At 62.5% G+C, this 16,005-nt stretch carries 18 protein-coding genes and 1 tRNA gene; 13 read left to right on the top strand and 6 right to left on the bottom strand.

Annotated features, from left to right (window positions below):
• Positions 1 to 4: 4 nt before the first annotated feature.
• From fabZ to LQ954_RS06800, 3 genes are all read left to right on the top strand, one after another.
• The gene (gene fabZ, locus LQ954_RS06810) at positions 5 to 481 is read left to right on the top strand and encodes a 3-hydroxyacyl-ACP dehydratase FabZ (protein WP_269142134.1); all 477 of its coding nucleotides are present in this window, start codon (positions 5 to 7) and stop codon (positions 479 to 481) included.
• A gap of 105 nt (positions 482 to 586) precedes the next feature.
• Positions 587 to 814, top strand: coding sequence for a 50S ribosomal protein L31 (gene rpmE / locus LQ954_RS06805; protein ID WP_066778564.1), 228 nt, complete (start codon positions 587 to 589; stop codon positions 812 to 814).
• A 37-nt stretch (positions 815 to 851) separates the two neighbouring features.
• A complete protein-coding gene (locus LQ954_RS06800; RefSeq protein WP_231022448.1) occupies positions 852 to 1,163 on the top strand; it encodes a PilZ domain-containing protein in 312 nt (103 codons plus the stop codon).
• 16 nt (positions 1,164 to 1,179) lie between these two features.
• Here LQ954_RS06800 and LQ954_RS06795 read toward each other — a convergent pair whose 3' ends face one another.
• Positions 1,180 to 1,377 (bottom strand): hypothetical protein, encoded by a 198-nt coding sequence (locus LQ954_RS06795; protein WP_231022447.1) that lies wholly within the window; start codon positions 1,375 to 1,377, stop codon positions 1,180 to 1,182.
• Between the two features lie 75 nt (positions 1,378 to 1,452).
• Positions 1,453 to 1,542: transfer RNA gene (locus LQ954_RS06790), tRNA-Ser, on the bottom strand.
• Positions 1,543 to 1,672: 130 nt separating this feature from the next.
• Between LQ954_RS06790 and LQ954_RS06785 the strand changes: the two genes are divergently transcribed.
• From LQ954_RS06785 to mazG, 10 genes are all read left to right on the top strand, one after another.
• On the top strand, positions 1,673 to 2,680 hold the full coding sequence (locus LQ954_RS06785) for a lytic murein transglycosylase (RefSeq protein WP_227771043.1): 1,008 nt from the start codon (positions 1,673 to 1,675) through the stop codon (positions 2,678 to 2,680).
• A 277-nt stretch (positions 2,681 to 2,957) separates the two neighbouring features.
• Positions 2,958 to 3,563, top strand: coding sequence for an SPOR domain-containing protein (locus tag LQ954_RS16235; RefSeq protein WP_231022446.1), 606 nt, complete (start codon positions 2,958 to 2,960; stop codon positions 3,561 to 3,563).
• 23 nt (positions 3,564 to 3,586) lie between these two features.
• Positions 3,587 to 4,762 (top strand): D-alanyl-D-alanine carboxypeptidase family protein, encoded by a 1,176-nt coding sequence (locus tag LQ954_RS06775; RefSeq protein ID WP_231022445.1) that lies wholly within the window; start codon positions 3,587 to 3,589, stop codon positions 4,760 to 4,762.
• Positions 4,759 to 5,385, top strand: coding sequence for a dTMP kinase (gene tmk, locus LQ954_RS06770; RefSeq protein ID WP_227770232.1), 627 nt, complete (start codon positions 4,759 to 4,761; stop codon positions 5,383 to 5,385). Before LQ954_RS06775 ends, tmk begins: the two co-directional genes overlap by 4 nt.
• Positions 5,382 to 6,329, top strand: a complete 948-nt coding sequence (locus LQ954_RS06765; RefSeq protein WP_227770233.1) for a DNA polymerase III subunit delta' — start codon at positions 5,382 to 5,384, stop codon at positions 6,327 to 6,329. The genes tmk and LQ954_RS06765 overlap by 4 nt, the downstream gene beginning before the upstream one ends.
• A 15-nt stretch (positions 6,330 to 6,344) precedes the next feature.
• Complete coding sequence (metG, locus tag LQ954_RS06760) at positions 6,345 to 7,892, top strand: methionine--tRNA ligase (RefSeq protein WP_231022444.1); 1,548 nt, start codon at positions 6,345 to 6,347, stop codon at positions 7,890 to 7,892.
• The gene (locus LQ954_RS06755; RefSeq protein ID WP_231022443.1) at positions 7,892 to 8,668 is read left to right on the top strand and encodes a TatD family hydrolase; all 777 of its coding nucleotides are present in this window, start codon (positions 7,892 to 7,894) and stop codon (positions 8,666 to 8,668) included. Before metG ends, LQ954_RS06755 begins: the two co-directional genes overlap by 1 nt.
• A complete protein-coding gene (locus LQ954_RS06750; protein WP_231022442.1) occupies positions 8,665 to 9,429 on the top strand; it encodes an MBL fold metallo-hydrolase in 765 nt (254 codons plus the stop codon). The genes LQ954_RS06755 and LQ954_RS06750 overlap by 4 nt, the downstream gene beginning before the upstream one ends.
• On the top strand, positions 9,426 to 9,590 hold the full coding sequence (locus LQ954_RS06745; RefSeq protein WP_231022441.1) for a hypothetical protein: 165 nt from the start codon (positions 9,426 to 9,428) through the stop codon (positions 9,588 to 9,590). The genes LQ954_RS06750 and LQ954_RS06745 overlap by 4 nt, the downstream gene beginning before the upstream one ends.
• A gap of 45 nt (positions 9,591 to 9,635) precedes the next feature.
• Positions 9,636 to 10,403, top strand: coding sequence for a nucleoside triphosphate pyrophosphohydrolase (mazG, locus tag LQ954_RS06740; protein WP_231022440.1), 768 nt, complete (start codon positions 9,636 to 9,638; stop codon positions 10,401 to 10,403).
• A 52-nt stretch (positions 10,404 to 10,455) separates the two neighbouring features.
• Here mazG and hflX read toward each other — a convergent pair whose 3' ends face one another.
• From hflX to LQ954_RS06720, 4 genes are all read right to left on the bottom strand, one after another.
• On the bottom strand, positions 10,456 to 11,766 hold the full coding sequence (gene hflX / locus LQ954_RS06735; protein WP_231022439.1) for a GTPase HflX: 1,311 nt from the start codon (positions 11,764 to 11,766) through the stop codon (positions 10,456 to 10,458).
• Positions 11,763 to 12,296, bottom strand: a complete 534-nt coding sequence (gene hfq / locus LQ954_RS06730; protein ID WP_330999957.1) for an RNA chaperone Hfq — start codon at positions 12,294 to 12,296, stop codon at positions 11,763 to 11,765. The genes hflX and hfq overlap by 4 nt, the downstream gene beginning before the upstream one ends.
• Before the next feature lie 82 nt (positions 12,297 to 12,378).
• Positions 12,379 to 13,749: a nitrogen assimilation response regulator NtrX gene (gene ntrX, locus LQ954_RS06725; protein ID WP_227770241.1), complete on the bottom strand. Its 1,371-nt coding sequence runs from the start codon at positions 13,747 to 13,749 to the stop codon at positions 12,379 to 12,381.
• Between the two features lie 2 nt (positions 13,750 to 13,751).
• Positions 13,752 to 15,989, bottom strand: a complete 2,238-nt coding sequence (locus LQ954_RS06720; RefSeq protein ID WP_231022437.1) for a sensor histidine kinase — start codon at positions 15,987 to 15,989, stop codon at positions 13,752 to 13,754.
• Positions 15,990 to 16,005 lie beyond the last annotated feature (16 nt).

Here is a 16,005-nt window from a genome sequence, read left to right as displayed (position 1 = left end):
AGTCATGACCGATACGCCCAACTCGACGGCACTCGGGCCCTTTGACGTCACTCGGGTGATGGCGGCGCTGCCGCATCGTTATCCGATGCTGCTCGTCGACCGGGTGGAAGAATTGGTGCCCGATGAGTCGATCACCGCCATCAAGGCGGTGACGATGAACGAGCAGTTCTTCCAAGGGCACTTCCCAGGGCGTCCGATCATGCCGGGCGTGCTGATCGTAGAGGCGCTGGCGCAGGCCGCCGGCGTCCTCGCGGTCGAGAGCCTCGGTCTCGCGGGTACCGGCAAGCTGGTGTATTTCATGTCGATCGACGGCGTGAAATTTCGCAAGCCGGTGGAGCCCGGGGTTCTGCTGCGGCTTCAGGTTTCCTTCGTGCAAAAGCGCGCCCGGGTGTGCAAGTTTGCGGGAAGGGCACTGATCGGTGATGACCTGGCCGCCGAATGTGAGTTCACGGCCATGATCGCTGATCCGCCGTCTGCGTGAGCTTGGTCTAGGCCGAAAGCTGTGGATTGCAGGGGGAGCGCGCGTCTGCTAGGCGCGCCGCTTCCTTTTAGGCTGGTTGGAACCAGCCATTCCGGAGAAGAAGACGTGAAGAAAGACACCCACCCCGACTACCACATGATCAAGGTGCAGATGACGGACGGCACTGTGTACGAAACCCGCTCCACCTGGGGCAAGGAAGGCGACACGATGACGCTCGAAATCGATCCGCTGGCGCACCCGGCATGGACCGGCGGTCGCGGTCAGATGCTTGACCAGGGTGGTCAGGTCGCGCGCTTCAACAAGCGTTTCGGCGGGCTCACGCTTCGCAAGTAAACGACTGGTTAACCGCCGCGAGCCTAGCATTTGCCTGATGTTCGCGGCGGAATATGAACCAGCTGAAACGACTGGCCGGCGCCGCAGCCCGCGTGCGCCGGTTTCGTTTGATGCGCGGGTGGGCGATGGCGGCTTGCGGCGCACTTTATGCAAGATCGTGGACATCTCCATAGATGGAGCCCGGATGCAGACGCACTCTGCGCTGCGTGTCGGGAGTAGCATCTGGCTCACGCTGCCTCTCGCCGGCACCCTTTCAGCAGATGTGATGTGGGCTGACGATTTCACGGCAGGCTGCCGCTTCAACAAGCCCCTCCGACCCGACATTTTCAAGCAGTTGCTGGTCTTGTGAGGACGTAAGCGTGGACTCAGCTCCAGATGCCCGGAGGGTAGGGTGTTCCGATGAACAGCTCGGGCATGTGCTTCATCAAGCCGCTGTTGATCGCCGCCTGAGCCATGAGCTCGAGATGATCGACGGTATCGAACTGCTCGCCGGCATGGTTTGATCTGTAGACGGATCCCCATCTACGCTTTTCTACCCCAGAGAAGCTATTGGCGACCGCCAAGTAGCTATCACGTCCGTGCCTGTCCCAAGATCCGGGTAGCGAAGGTAACGCCGACACGCTTTGCGCAGGCTGGGTTGGCGGATGGGGTGGGATTCGAACCCACGGTGAGCGTGAACCCACGGCGGTTTTCAAGACCGCTGCCTTAAACCACTCGGCCACCCATCCGTCCGGAACGCCCTGTGGCGCGGTGCGGCGATACGTGCAAGCCCGTCGATGATTGACGGTTCCGAATAATGGCCGGCTGTGTCACACAGCAGGGGTGAGGGGCTTCAACATCACCAGTCATTTTTTTCGGATCGCAACCGCCCTGGCGGCGGGCTTCACCTTCGCCGGTGCGGCAGCTGCTCAGGACGAGGCGGGCTTTCAGGCCTATCTGCCCGAACTGCGGGCGCAGGCACTGCGCGAAGGCGTGCGACCATCCACCGTCGATGCGATACTGCCGACGCTTACCTATAGCGCGCGCGTGGTGGAGCTTGACCGTGCGCAGCCCGGCAATCCGCAATCCACCGCCAGCCCGCCGTTCGCCCCGTACAAGGCGCGTCACGTGGATGCGGCGCGCATTTCCCGCGGCCGCGCGGCCTATGTCGCCAACCGGGGGCGACTGGCGCGCGTGGAGGCGGAGACCGGCGTGCCGGAATCGATCATGGTGGCGATCTGGGGCCACGAAACGAATTACGGCAGTTATACCGGCAACTTCGACCTGCTCCGCAGCCTGGCGACGCTTGCCTATGAGGGGCGCCGCCGCTCGCTCTTCGCAGGCGAGTTCATCGCTTCGCTCAAGATCCTGGAACGCGGGATCTCGCGAGAGACGTTGAAGGGTAGCTGGGCAGGGGCCACGGGTAACCCCCAATTCCTGCCCTCCATTTATCTGCGCCTCGCCAAGGACGGCGATGGAGACGGCCGCGCAGACATTTGGAACAGCCAGGCGGATACGCTTGCCTCTATCGGCAACTACTTCGTCAACGCGGGCTGGCGCCCCGGTCAGCCATGGGGCTTTGCCGTCTCCGTACCCGCGGGGTTCGATCGTTCGAGCCAGCGCAACCGGCTGGTTTCGCCTCGCTGCCCACGTGTCTTCGAACGGCACAGCACATGGCGAACCATGGCCGAATGGCGTGCGCTCGGCATCGTACCGCAGGGACGCGCCTGGCCCGCGGATGACGTCCTCGCCACCCTGATGGAGCCGGATGGTCCGGGCCAGACGGCCTATTTGCTGACCGGCAATTACCGGGTGATCCTCGACTATAATTGCTCGAATTTTTATGCGCTTTCGGTCGGTCTGCTGGCTGATGCCGTGGAGCAATAGGGCCCGGCCCACGCTGGTTGGACTTGCCCTGGCATCAATTGCCGCCGCCAATCCCGCTCCGGCTCAGCTTCCCGCATCAACGAGCGTGCCGCTTCCGCCAGAGGCGGGCACGCCGGCGGGACCGGCTGCGACGTCCGGCATGGGGCAGCCTCGCTATGATCAGGTGGGGCCCGCAAGAAGGCGCTCGCCTGATGCGGCTGCAACCACCAGCGCTGCCGGAGGCTTGGCCAGCCAGACTGCCATCGTTGCCGCCCATCACCAGCTTCCTTCAGGGTCTGTGGCGGAGGTCACGTCGCTGGACACCGGCAGCACGATCCTTGTCCTCATCGATGGTCACATGGCGCCACGCGGGGACAGTGCAGAGATCGAGCTTTCGCCGGCCGCAGCGGGGTTGCTCGGTCTGGCCGACAGGCTCTCCGCGCCGGTTCGCGTCCGCGGAGTCGCCGCCAGTGCGGCCGATCTGGCGGAACTGAGGGCGGGTCGTCCCGCGGGACGGCGACTTGATGCACCGCCCGGACTGCTTGCGGCACTTCGCAAGCAGCTCGAACTCGGTTCTGCCGCAGCAATCACTGCTTCCCAGACCCGATCTCCCGCAGTTTCCGCTATGCCCACCGCTGTGCGTACGTCGGCCGTTCCGTCCCGCGTGACGCCCGCCGTCCCACGCATGGCGACATCAGGGAGATATCTCGTGCAGGTGGCGGCGCTGTCCAGCCAATCGCGCGCCCGTGCACTGGCGGAAACGCTGGGGGGCTATGTCGAAGGCACCGGCGGACTCCACCGAGTTCGGCTGGGGCCATTTGCCGATAAGAATTCCGCCCAACGCGCACGTGACGCAGCCGAGCGCCGCGGCTATGGCGGTGCCGCAATCATTGTTCAGCCTTGAGAAAAGCACCGAGTAGAGCGTCCATGACCAAGCTTCTGTCCTATCTTGCGGTGCCGGCGATTGCCTTGTCTGTCGCCTACCCCTCCGCCGCCTCTGCGCCGCAGTTCCAGACCGTGGCGCCTGTCGCCTTCCTGAAGGATCTGTCGTCCGGCGCCGTGCTCTTCGCCAAGGACGCCGATCGCCGGATGCCACCCGCATCGATGGCGAAGATGATGACGGCCTATGTGGCGTTTGATCTCATCAAGCGCGGCGAGCTGAAGCTGGATCAAGAGTTCGAAGTCCGACCGGAAACATGGCAGAAGTGGCATGGTCCGTCGGCAGGCTCGACCATGTTCCTGTCACCGGGCGAGCGGGTTTCCGTTGCGAACCTTCTGTACGGCATTGTCGTGCTTTCGGGTAACGATGCGTGCGTCGTGCTGGCTGAGGGCATTTCCGGCACCGAGGAAGCTTTTACGCAGCGGATGAATGAAGCTGCCAAGAAGCTGGGCCTCAACAACAGCCACTTTGGTACGTCCAATGGCTGGCCCGACAATGGCGTCACCTATGTGACGGCGCGTGATCTGGCGAAGCTGGCGGCGTCCACGATTGAAGATCACCCGCGTCTCTACAAGCAGTTCTACTCGCGGCGCGAATTTACCTGGGGCAAGACGCTCGGATCAGGCAACGCCATCACCCAGGCGAATCGCGATCCTCTGCTGGGCCGCGTTGCCGGTGCCGACGGGCTTAAGACGGGGCACACCGAAGAGGCCGGTTATGGCTTCACCGGATCTGCGGAACAGAATGGCCGTCGCCTGGTCATGGTGCTCGCCGGGCTGACGAGCTCCAATCAGCGCATCAGCGAGTCGGTGCGCTTCATGGACTGGGGCTTCCGCGCATGGCAGGCGAAGCCGGTCGTGAAGCAGGGGCGCAAGGTCACCGAGGCTGAAGTTCAGCTTGGCGATGCGTCCACCGTGGGCCTTGTTGCGCCACGTGACCTGAAGGTTGCGCTGCCGTCAGGTGCCGCACCGGCCATGAGCGCGAAGGTCGTCTATCAGGGGCCGATCAAGGCACCAATCAAGGCTGGCGCGCATGTCGCCGATCTTGTGATCACCTCACCTGGCCTGCCGGTTCAGACCATGCCGCTGGTTGCCGAAAAGGATGTCGAGGAAGCTGGCTTCTTCGGTCGTGCCTGGGCTGGTCTCGCCGGGTTGTTCGGATGAACGGACGCTTCCTCTCGCTGGAGGGCGGCGAGGGAGCGGGTAAGTCGACGCAGGTTCGGGCGCTGGCTGCAGCGCTCGAATCGCGTGGGTTGTCCGTGCTCGTCACCCGGGAACCAGGCGGAAGCGAGGGCGCCGAGGCGATACGCACCTTGTTGATGCAAGGTGACGTTACACGTTGGGGCGCTCGTGCGGAGGCCCTGTTGTTCGCCGCAGCGCGATCGGACCACGTCGAAAAGGTTATCAAGCCGGCGCTTGAAGCAGGCACATGGGTGATCACCGATCGTTTCATCGACTCGACCCGCGCCTACCAAGGCGCAGCGGGCGGGATAGACGACGCGGCGATCCTGGCGCTCCACGGCTTCGGGTCTCGCGGCCTTCTCCCGGATCGTACCTTTGTTCTGGATTTGCCGGTGGCCGAAGGCGTTCGTCGTGCTGCTCTGCGCGATGGCGATGCGACGGACCGCTTCTCGATGCGCAGCGAGCATTTCCATGCCGACGTTGGCCGGGCCTTTCGCGCGTTTGCGTCCCGTGAGCCGGGCCGGTTCAGGGTGGTCGATGCTAGCCGCTCGCCCGGCGACGTCACGGCGCTGCTGCTGTCCGAACTGAGCGATCTGCTGCCGTGATCGCCCTGCGCGGCAACAACGCGGCGCGGGAGGCATTTCAGGCAGCGGTGGCTGGCGGAACCATGCACCACGCCTGGTTGTTCGCCGGCTCGCAAGGGATAGGGAAGGGCAGCTTTGCTCGGGAGGCGGCCGTCGACCTTCTGGCGCGGGCGTCCGGTGATCTCGGGCCCGAACGGACCCGCGCGCTCGTCGAGGCGGGCTCGCATCCCGACCTTCGCGTGCTTGAGCGTTTGCCGAAGGACGGCAAGCCCGATGGTGATCTCGCGCGCAGCATCACGATCGCTCAGGTTCGCGGGCTCCAGCCCCTGTTCGCGACCACGCCGTCGCTCGGTCCGCGCCGGGTTATTGTGATCGACGCCGTTGACGATCTCGAGCGCGCTGGGGCGAACGCGCTGCTGAAGAATCTGGAAGAGCCGCCTGCCGGCACTGTTTTCCTGTTGATCAGCCATGCACCCGGCCGCCTCCTGCCGACGATCCGCTCGCGGTGTCGCTTGTTGCGCTTTGACCCGCTGAGTGATGCCGACATGCAGGCTGCCCTTTCGGATCTCCTGCCCGACGCCAGCCAGGATGAACGCGAGTCGTTGCTGCGGGCGGGCGCTGGGTCGCCAGGGCGGGCGCTCCGCTTCGCTGGGCTTGAACTCAACAGGATCGACGCGGCGCTGGCCGCAATCGCGCAACATGGTGACCGCGACAACGTTGAGCGGGTGAAGCTGATGCGCGCGCTGTCGTTGAAGGCGGCGCAGCCACGGTATGAGGCGTTCCTCGATCGTGTGCCCACCTTCATCGCGGAACAGGCGCCCTACCGCTCCGGCACCGCGCTGCGCACGGCCCTGGATGCGTATGACGAGGGGCGGAGGATCGCAGCCAGTGCCCGCGGTCTCTCCCTTGATCCCGGGACAACCGTGTTTGAACTGGCGGGGGTGGTCGCGCGGCTCGCTCGATAGTAGAGGCGAACTCCTATGGGCGAACCCTTCTACATCACCACCGCGATCAGCTATCCCAACGGAAAGCCGCACATCGGCCATGCCTATGAAGCGATCGCTGCCGACGCCATCGCGCGGTTCCAGCGCCAGTCCGGGCGCGACGTTCGTTTTCAGACGGGGACGGACGAACATGGTCTGAAGATGGTGCAGACCGCCCGGGATCGCGGCATGGCGGTAGGCGACCTCGCTTCGGAAATGTCCTCTCATTTCCGTGCTATGTGCGACAATCTGAACATCTCTTATGATCGCTTCATCCGCACTACGGATGCCGATCATTACCGCGCCAGTCAGGCGATCTGGCAGGCAATGGAGGCTGCCGGAGATCTTTACCTCGATCGCTACGAAGGCTGGTACTCTGTGCGAGACGAGGCCTTTTACGACGAGAAGGAGCTCGTCGCTGGTGAGGGAGGTGAGAAGCTCTCGCCGCAAGGGACGCCGGTGACGTGGACGGCGGAGGAGACCTGGTTTTTCCGCCTTTCCAAATATCAGCAGCCACTGCTCGACCTCTATCGCGACAATCCCGATTTCATTCGTCCGGAATCGCGGCGCAACGAAGTTATGCGGTTTGTGGAAGGCGGGCTGTCGGATTTGTCGGTGTCGCGTACCAGCTTTGACTGGGGCGTGCCGGTTCCGGGCAGTCCCGGGCATGTCATGTATGTGTGGGTGGACGCACTCACGAACTACCTGACCGGCGCCGGCTATCCGGAGGCCGAAATGCGCCACTGGCCGGCCGATTTGCACCTGATCGGAAAGGATATCGTCCGCTTTCACGCCGTTTATTGGCCGGCATTTCTGATGTCGGCGAAGCTACCACTGCCGCGGTCGGTGTTTGGGCACGGGTTCGTGCTTCACCGCGGTGAGAAGATGTCGAAGAGCGTCGGCAACGTCGTCGATCCTGCTGACCTAGTGTCCGCCTTCGGTGTCGATGCGCTTCGCTACTTCCTTTTACGTGAGGTGAGTTTCGGACAGGATGGCAGCTATTCGGCAGAAGCCATTGTAACTCGCGTTAATGCGGAGCTGGCGAATTCGTTCGGCAATCTCGCGCAGCGCACATTATCGTTCATCGCGAAGAACCTCGGCAACCTCCCGGAGGGTGGCCGCGCTGACGACACTGATGGTGTGTTGATCGAAGAAGTTATCGTTGCCGCAGCGGGGCTTAAGGCTGCTTTCGGTGATCTCATGTTGAGTCAGGGGATCGAAGCTTGGATGCGCGGCGTTTTCGCCTGCAACCAGTATATCGACGCTCAGGCACCCTGGAGCCTTCGCAAGACCGATCCTGAGCGGATGAACGCCGTGTTGCGCACCCTGGTCCGCGCAATCCGGATGCTCGCGATCGCGATCCTTCCGGTGGTTCCCGCGGGTGCCGGCGCGATCCTCGATCAACTCGGCGTGGCGGAGGCGGAACGCGATCATGCCGCGATCGACGATGATGGCTGGTATGAGCGTCGGGTGAGCAGCGGCGCAGCCTTGTCGGTGCCATCACCAGCCTTCCCGCGGCTCGAAATGCCGGTGGAGACTGCCTGATGCTCGCTGACAGCCATTGTCACCTCAACTACAAGGGCTTGGCCGAAGAACAGCAGGCGGTGCTTGAACGAGCACGCGCCCGCGGCGTGAGCGCGATGCTCAACATTGCGACACGAGAAAGCGAGTGGGATGATGTTCTCGCGACAGCCGAGCGAGAACCGGACGTTTGGGCTACGGTGGGTATCCACCCGCATGAGGCAGATCAGCATCCGCACGTCGACACAGCCAAGCTCGTGGAGCGAGCACGTCATCCGCGTGTGGTGGGTATTGGCGAGAGTGGGCTCGATTATTTCTACGATCATTCCGACCGGGTCAGGCAGCAAGCGAGCTTTCGCGCTCATATCGCTGCGGCACGGGAGGCGGGAGTGCCGATCATTGTCCACACGCGCGAGGCCGAAGAAGATACGGCCGAGATACTCAGGGATGAGTTGGGGAAGGGCGCCTTCTCGGGCGTAATCCACTGTTTCACTGGCACGAAAGCCTTCGCTGACATCGCGATCGATTTCGGCTTCTACATCTCGATCTCCGGGATCGTGACGTTCAAGAGCGCGCGCGACCTTCAGCAGACCGCTGCCGCTCTTCCTCTCGATCGCCTGCTGATAGAGACAGACGCACCGTTTCTTGCGCCCGTTCCACATCGAGGGAAGACTGGCGAGCCCGCCTTTGTCGCCGATACCGCCAATTTCCTGGCTGACCTTCGAGGCGAGAACGTCGAGCGTCTCAAAGAAGTTACGGCTCGAAACTTTCATGCCTTGTTCGATAAGACGACCGCGTGAAGGTCCGTGTCCTCGGCTGTGGGACGTCTTCAGGAGTGCCGAGGATCGGCAATGACTGGGGCCTGTGCGATCCGTCGGAACCCCGAAACCGGCGAACACGGGTCTCGGTTCTGGTGGAGCATGAGGGTACCCGTATCCTGGTCGACACGGGACCGGACATGCGCCAGCAGTTGTTGGCTGCAGGCGTCGGTACGGTGGATGCGGTAATCTGGACTCACGAACACGCCGATCACGTGTTTGGGATCGACGATTTGCGACAGATTTATCACCAGATCGGCCGGCCAGTCACCGGTTTTGCACGCCGGCATACCGGTGCGAAGCTCAAGACAATGTTCGGCTACGTCTTTGCTGGACAGGACGAGTATCCGCCTACGGTGTCACTCCACGAGCTTCCCGACGCGTTCACGGTCGGGCCGATCAACTTGCGGGTCGTGGACCAGCCGCATGGGGCGATCACCTCGGCCGGGTTGCGGTTCGAAGCCGATGATAAGGCATTCGGTTATGCCACTGATATCAGTGGCATGTCGGAGCAGATGCGCTCTCTTTATAGCGGGCTGGATCTATGGATTGTCGACGCGCTGCGTCGTCGAACCCACCCGACGCACCCGAGCCTTGAACAGGCCCTTGGGTGGATCAACGAGCTACAGCCGCGGCGCGCTGCTTTGACCCATATGGATCACTCCATGGATTACGCGTCTTTGCTCGCGGAGCTGCCCTCGGGTGTGGAGCCATGTTTTGATGGTCAGGAGTTCATGCTGTGAACGACAGCGCCGCGGCGCTGTTGCTGCTGTTGATGCTCGTCCTACCAGTGTCCGCATTGCTCGTCCGGCGGCTGCCACTTGGCAGAGTTGTGAGGTTCGCTGTGATATGGGCGGCGATCTTCGCCATAGTCACCGGGGCGGTCCTGCTGGTGAGTTCCTGAAACCTTGCTCAGGCTTAACATAATGCATATTATCGGTGAATGTGAATGAATGATCGGGAGCTCTCCCCCATAATCCGGTTGCGGGCCATTATGGCGCGCTTACGTGATCCCGATACAGGCTGTGAGTGGGATCGGGAGCAGACTTTCGAAACCATCGCGCCTTACACGATTGAAGAAGCTTACGAAGTTGCAGACGCATGCTCGCGGGGCGACTTGGGTGACCTCAAGGACGAGCTAGGTGACCTGCTGCTTCAGGTGATCTTCCATAGCCAGATCGCGGAGGAGCTTGGAAAGTTCACGTTTGATGATGTGGCAAACGCGATTTCCGAGAAGATGGAGCGACGCCATCCGCATATCTTCGGGAATGCCGAGGAAGGTGGTCATCACCTTTGGGAGATCATCAAGGCACAGGAACGTGCTAAAAAGTCGGACGCTGGCGCTCTTAGCGGCGTGGCGTTGGGCCTGCCAGCGTTGCTCCGTGCTGAGAAACTTCAAAAGCGTGCAGCCCGCGTAGGCTTTGACTGGCCGGACGCTGCGGGCCCGCGCGCAAAGATCGATGAGGAGCTCGAGGAGGTCTCAACGGCGAGCGACGCGACACGTGCTGAAGAGGTCGGGGACCTGTTGTTCGCGGTGGTGAATTGGGCGCGGCATCTCGGTGTTGATGCAGAAGCTGCACTGCGAAGCGCGAATGGAAAGTTCGAGCGGCGCTTTGTGGCTATGGAGAAAGCTGCAGGCGGTTCCATCGCCGGCCTCAATCTCTCTGATCAAGAGGAGCTCTGGTTGGCTGCAAAGCAGCAGGAACGAGGAGAGTAGCGCCCTACTCTCCTCTGTGCGTATGTTGCCGCGCTGACCTCATTGGACGCCGCTAAGAAGCGTCGTCGATCCCACCCGTACGTTCCGCGAAGCGCTCGTAGTCCTTTGGGGACATGCGCACTTCATACATGGCCTGATCGGCATCTACCGACTGATGGAGCACTTCGCCGTGCTGATGCAGCCATGCGGCACTCGCACCATCGCCGATGTCGAGGGCGATGGAATAGCGCTGATGACCCTCGGTCAACCGGTTGGAGAGCAGCCGAACGAGCGTATCAACCCCCTCACCGCGCAAAGCAGACATGGCGACCACGTCGTCCCGGCGCGCTGCCTCGCTTAGCATTTCCTCACCCGCATCCTGCTCGATCAGGTCGACCTTGTTCCAAACCTCAATGCGCGGTGTCGTCTCCGACACGCCGAGTTCGGCCAGCACAGCCTCTACGTCTGCCTTTTGCGCCAACGTGTCTGGGTGGGCCACGTCGCGCACATGGATCAACAGATCGGCCGAGACTACTTCCTCGAGCGTCGCCTTGAACGCCGCCACCAACTGCGTGGGCAGCTCGGATACAAAGCCCACTGTGTCGGACAGGATCGCTTTGTCGATCCCCGGCAGGCTGATCTGCCGAAGCGTGGGATCCAGTGTGGCAAACAGGAGATCCTCGGCCATCACATGGGCGCCGGTCAACCGGTTGAAGAGCGTAGACTTGCCGGCATTCGTATAGCCAACCAGTGCAATCACCGGCCAAGGCGCGCGTTGTCGGCGTTCCCGGTGGAGGCCACGAGTACGGGTGACTTGATCAAGCTCTCGCCGCAACCGGGCCATGCGATCGCGAATGAGCCGGCGGTCCGCCTCGATCTGTGTTTCACCAGGACCACCCAGAAAGCCAAAGCCGCCGCGCTGGCGTTCGAGGTGGGTCCAGCTGCGCACCAGGCGACCAGCCTGGTAATCGAGGTGAGCCAACTCAACCTGAAGCCGCCCCTCTGCCGTGGCTGCGCGTTCGCCGAAGATTTCCAGGATAAGGCCAGTGCGGTCGATCACCTTGGCCTCGAGCGCAGTTTCCAGATTGCGCTGCTGAATGGGCGACAAGGCAGCGTCGAAGACGAACAGTGAGGCATCTTCCTGTCGCCCAAGGATGCCAAGTTGCTCAACCTGACCGGAGCCTATCAGTGTGGCAGCGCGCGGGGAACGCACACGCACTGCCTGCCGATCGACCACGTCCACACCAATGGCAGCCGCTAGACCAGCCGTTTCCTCGAGACGAGCGTCGGCGTCGCGCGACGATCCGCCGAGATCAGGATAAACGACGATGGCGCGCGCGCCACGTGCGAACTCCTCACGATCGCGATCGAAACCTGTACTCAATCTTCCTCCGAACTTGAAGTCTCATCCGCCAAATTCAGCGGCCGCGCCGGCTGGATAGTGGAAACTGCATGCTTGTATACGAGCTGCGACGTGCCATCGCGCTGCAGCAGCATGCAGAAAAGATCGAACGCCGCGATCTGCCCTTGCAGCATAACGCCATTCACGAGGAACATCGTGACCGAGTCTTCCGACTTGCGCACAGCGTTCAGGAAGATTTCCTGCAGCAGCGGCTGCTTTCGGCCCTGCTCGCCGAGATGATCAACAATGGACTGAACGTCGATCTGCGCTCCGGGCATGATTGTCGAGATCGCATGCTTGTAGATCAGCTGGCTCTGCCCGTCGCGACGAAGCAGCACCGAAAAATTGTCAAACCAGGTCACGATGCCCTGGAGCTTGACGCCCTTCACCAGGAACAGCGTCACAGGAGTCTTTGATTTTCGCAGTGCGTTCAGGAACAGATCCTGCAGGGAGCTTTGCTTGTCGGCCATTGGTCGATGCCCTTTCTTTTTTGGCGGAGTTTGCTCCGCGATGCGCCGGTGCCCGGCGTCGGGTTGCGGCTCATGCAGCACGCTGTCCGTTATGTAGGAACCATCTCGCTTATGGTCCAGCGGCTCAATCGTCCTTGGTTTCCGTAATGCCGAGTAGTTTCAGCTTCCTGTGCAGCGCGGAGCGTTCCATCCCGATGAAGGTAGCCGTCCTCGAAATGTTTCCAGAGAAGCGACGGATCTGAACCTTCAGATACTCGCGTTCAAACGTTTCACGCGCTTCGCGGAGCGGCGCGCCCATGATGGTATTGGAACCGCCGCCGCTGCCCTGATCCCCCAAAACCTCGGCGGGCAGCAGGTCGACGTCGATCCTCCCGATCCGGTCACCCGGCGCGAGGATGATCGTACGCTCCACCACGTTGCGCAATTGGCGCACGTTACCTGGCCAGTCGTAGGATTGCAGAGCCACCATGGCGTCGGTGGCGACCTCCGGCGTGCTTACACGGCGTTCGGCGGCGTAGTGTGCTACAAAATGCTCCACCAGCGCAGGTATGTCCTCGCGCCGCTCCGACAGCGGCGGGATCGAGACGGGAACAACGTTGAGCCGGTAGTACAGATCCTCTCGGAACCGCCCCTCTGCAATCTCCTGGGTCAGATCACGTCCCGTGGCTGACACCACGCGAACGTCGACTTTCACGATCCTCGTACCGCCAACCCGGGTGAAACTCTGGTCCGTCAGCACACGCAGGATGCGACCTTGCGTAGTGATCGGCATGTCGGCAATTTCATCAAGAAACAGCGTGCCGCCGTGTGCCTGTTCGAGCAGGCCGGGACGAACCAGGTCCCCGCCCTCTTCCACCCCGAACAATTCTTCTTCCACTCGCTCCGGGGTCATGTTGGCGGCGCTGACCACGACAAAGGGGCTGCTCGCGCGCTGGCTCCAGCCATGTAGCAGCCGCGCGGCCACTTCCTTGCCGACGCCGGCCGGGCCGACAATCATGACCCGACTGCCGGTTGCGGCCACCCGCTTCAGCGTCGCCCGGACGGTGTTGATAGAGCCGGAGCTTCCGGTCAGATCCGTGTCGCGGCCGGCGGAGAGACGCAGGCTCGCCACCTCACGGCGCAGACGCTCGGTTTCTGTCGCGCGCTCCACCATCAGCAGCAAGCGCTCGGCCTGAAACGGCTTCTCGATGAAGTCGGCAGCGCCTTGCCTGATGGCGGCTACGGCCGTGTCCAGATTGCCGTGCCCGGAGATTACCAGTACCGCAATGGACGGATCCCGTCGCTTGATTTCGGCGAGAAGCTCTAGTCCATCCAGCCGGGACCCCTGAAGCCAGACGTCCAGGATGACGAGGCTGGGGCGGCGCGCTGCGATGGCTTCAAGCGCCGCGTCGCTGTCCGCCGCGCTGCGTGTCTCATATCCTTCGTCTTCGAGTACGCCGGATACCAGTTCGCGAATATCAAGTTCGTCATCGACGACGAGGATGTCTAGCGCCATGATTATGCAGTCCGATTTCGGGTAAGCGCGGCGAGCTCTCCGCCGTCGTTGTCGCTGGAGTCATCTTCCCGGCCGATCAGGCCGGCCAGCATGGTTGTGTCGAAAGTCATTGTCACGAGCGTTCCGCCTTCGGGACGGTCGGCGAACGAAATCGTTCCGAAATGTTCTTCTGCGATCTTCTTGACGATCGCGAGGCCCAAACCCGTGCCCCGGGCACGTGTGGTCATGTAAGGTTCGACGATACGGTCGCGCTCGGCCGGCAGGCCCACACCGTCATCTGCCACGGTGATCACTGCCCGTCCTCCCACCTCTGCCACTTCCATCAGGATTTCACCGGCTCCGCGACCGGTCCCCTCGATCGCTTCGACGGCGTTCTTGACAATATTGGTGAGCGCTTGGCCGATCTGCCGACGATCGCAGACCAAGGTGGGGCCAGGTTCGTCATGCCGGAGCTCGAAGTGAATGGCGGCATGTGCCACCTCATGAAGGAACATCGTCTGCCGGGCGATGTCGACCAGCGCTTCCTCGCGGAACTCGGGTTTCGGCATTCGAGCGAATGAGGAGAACTCATCGACCATCCGGCGGAGGTCCCCGACCTGGCGAACGATCGTCTCGGTCAGGCGAGCGAAAGTGGTATCCCCCTCCTCTACCTTGGCGCCGTAGCGGCGCTGTAGTCGCTCGGCCGCGAGTTGGATGGGAGTAAGCGGGTTCTTGATCTCGTGAGCGATCCGTCGCGCTACGTCGGACCAGGCGGCTCGGCGCTGATCGAGCAGTTGCTGGGTAATGTCGTCGAATGTCAGGATCGGGCCAGTACCGTCGCGGGCGATCCGGACTGCAAGGGTGCGAGCTTCTCCAGCCGCGTTCAGCTGGATGATCGCTTCGCGCGCGGTGCCCTCCAGCAGCGCGTTCAGCTCGGGCGCCACGACTGCCAGGGGGCGGCCGATCGGAGTGTCGGTCAATCCTAGAAGCGATTGAGCGGAACTGTTGATCAGCCGGATAGTCCGGTCAGGCGCAATCGACACCACGCCAGCGGACACGCCCGACATTACCGCCTCGATCAGCGCGCGCCGGTTGTCGAGTTGAGAGTTCGCGGTGACAAGCGCCGTGTTTTGCTCCTCCAACCGCTCCGTCATGCGATTAAAGGCGTGAGACAGGGTGCCCACTTCGTCCCGCTCGCGGGTTTCCGGAACCCGTGCGGAAAGATCGCCTCGTTCCACCCGTCGCGCGGCATCGACGAGTTCCGCAACGGGCCGCACCAGGCGATCAGCAACAGCGAGGGCGATCCATACTGCAACACCAACGATCAAGAGAGACAGGAGTAGCAGGGCGGCATTGAACTGAAGTTGCAAGGTCCGCGCGCGCACCAGCAGGCTGCGGTAATTGGCGAGAGCCGCCTCCGCTCGCTCCGTCTGAGTGGTCATCTCCTTGGGATTGGTGACCCGCGCGGCGTAGAGGTACACCCTTGCAGAGCCAGGCAAGCGCGTAACGGTCTGGATACGATCACCGGTAACCGTCACGACGCTCCGCTGGCCCCGTCGCAACTGCCCGACGGCATCGGCGGACACCTGCCGCGCCAGATCAAGGTCGTAAGGGTTCACGAAGGCCAGGGTCTGGAGCTCGCCATTTGGCGACACCTGAAACAGCAATGCCTCTGACAGGCTGCGGAAGTAGGTTTGCTGGAACAGGAACGCCCCAAAGCGGGGGTCATCGATGGCCCGCTCCTCCAATTCGCGGCTGATATCCGTCGCCATCGTGACGGTGGCTTCTTCCCAGCGCTGAAGGATCTGGTTGTACGACGTCCGAGTCAGGGACGCGGCGTTCTCAAACACGCCCCTCGCACGGTCGGAGTACCAGAACTGTACACCATATTGGAAGAGAAGCGACGCGGCGATGGTCACAAGCACCATCGGCACTGCAGCGAGGCTTGAGAACAGCGCGACGAGCCTGACGTGCAGCCGTCCCTCGCCGCCAACGGGCGAGCGTGCCGCGCGACGGCGGGCGATCCGCCGGCCAAGCAGCATCATCAGCGCCACACCGGGCACCAGGTTTGCGACGAGCAGAAGCGCGATGATGCCGGGCGCTATCAAGCCCTCCGGTCGACCCGTATGCGCAATGACGTAATAGGTAGCTACCGCGATGGCGACAGCGATCCCTAGCACGCCTGCTTCCATAACAAGCGTCACGGTCGGGCGCTGCGGCACAGAGGCCGGATCAATCCCAGGTGCCGAACCGGCGTTCATCGAAGCAAGGCTACAA

This window comes from Sphingomonas sp. IC-11 (assembly GCF_021043365.1).
In the GTDB taxonomy this organism is placed as follows: Bacteria; Pseudomonadota; Alphaproteobacteria; order Sphingomonadales; family Sphingomonadaceae; genus Sphingomonas.
The sequence above is the reverse complement of the archived record's forward strand: the minus strand, read 5'-3'. Positions and strand labels throughout refer to the sequence as shown.

What these genes read in the sequence shown, in the direction of transcription:
- fabZ (WP_269142134.1), top strand. Translation starts at nt 5, where the DNA reads ATGACCGATACGCCCAACTCGACGGCACTCGGGCCCTTTGACGTCACT.
- LQ954_RS06800 (WP_231022448.1), top strand. Translation starts at nt 852, where the DNA reads ATGTTCGCGGCGGAATATGAACCAGCTGAAACGACTGGCCGGCGCCGC.
- LQ954_RS06775 (WP_231022445.1), top strand. Translation starts at nt 3,587, where the DNA reads ATGACCAAGCTTCTGTCCTATCTTGCGGTGCCGGCGATTGCCTTGTCT.
- tmk (WP_227770232.1), top strand. Translation starts at nt 4,759, where the DNA reads ATGAACGGACGCTTCCTCTCGCTGGAGGGCGGCGAGGGAGCGGGTAAG.
- metG (WP_231022444.1), top strand. Translation starts at nt 6,345, where the DNA reads ATGGGCGAACCCTTCTACATCACCACCGCGATCAGCTATCCCAACGGA.
- LQ954_RS06755 (WP_231022443.1), top strand. Translation starts at nt 7,892, where the DNA reads ATGCTCGCTGACAGCCATTGTCACCTCAACTACAAGGGCTTGGCCGAA.
- mazG (WP_231022440.1), top strand. Translation starts at nt 9,636, where the DNA reads ATGAATGATCGGGAGCTCTCCCCCATAATCCGGTTGCGGGCCATTATG.
- ntrX (WP_227770241.1), bottom strand. Translation starts at nt 13,749, where the DNA reads ATGGCGCTAGACATCCTCGTCGTCGATGACGAACTTGATATTCGCGAA.
- LQ954_RS06720 (WP_231022437.1), bottom strand. Translation starts at nt 15,989, where the DNA reads ATGAACGCCGGTTCGGCACCTGGGATTGATCCGGCCTCTGTGCCGCAG.